Annotated in this window: 1 protein-coding gene; it reads left to right on the top strand. The window is 51.7% G+C overall.

Annotated features, from left to right (window positions below; genetic code table 11):
- Positions 1 to 695: T1SS-143 repeat domain-containing protein (locus tag OH461_RS20045; protein WP_270022302.1), on the top strand; the 695-nt coding region annotated here is incomplete at both ends.

Below are 695 nucleotides of genomic sequence, written 5' to 3'. Positions count from 1 at the left end.
ATTGATGACGTGCCTGTGATTGACACGGTAGAAGCACTGTCGGTCGACGAAGATGATTTAGTCGGTGGCACAAACCAAGGTGGCGATCCACTGTTTGATACCGGCAGCTTTGGTACAACGCAAGGCGCTGACCAAGTGGTGGAGTATAAGATTGACCCAGCCACCAATCCTGTTGCTGGGCTGGAGTCGCAAGGCGTGGCCATTACCCTTGGTGCGCCAACCACAGACAGCGATAACAACCATACCTATGTAGCCAAATCAGGCAGTGTGGAAGTCTTCATTCTGACTTTAAACGCAGATGGCAGCTACCGCTTTGACCTTAAAGCGCCCATTGACCACGCCACAGGTGAAGACAGCAAAGATCTCACTTTCAAGGTACTAGCCGAAGATTTTGATGGCGATACCAGTAGTATAGATCTGCTCGTTACATTGACCGATGATGCGCCGGTGTTGTCTGGTTTTACCGGACAAACCAATATCGATGAAGATGACATCATCGGTCTAGGCTCTTCTGTGGGGGGCGATAACCCAATTTCAGGCAACTTCGATATTGCTGAAGGGGCGGATGGCATTAAGAGCTATCAACTGACCAATGGCCCTACGGCACTATCAGGTATCGAGTCCGAAGGCGAAGCGGTGGTGTGGGCCAACAGTGGCAATCCAACCACGGTGACGACTGCCGCGGGCACGACTTA

Source organism: Vibrio sp. LaRot3 (assembly GCF_027587025.1).
Classification (GTDB): Bacteria; Pseudomonadota; Gammaproteobacteria; order Enterobacterales; family Vibrionaceae; genus Vibrio.
This window is presented reverse-complemented; position numbering and strand designations above follow the sequence as displayed.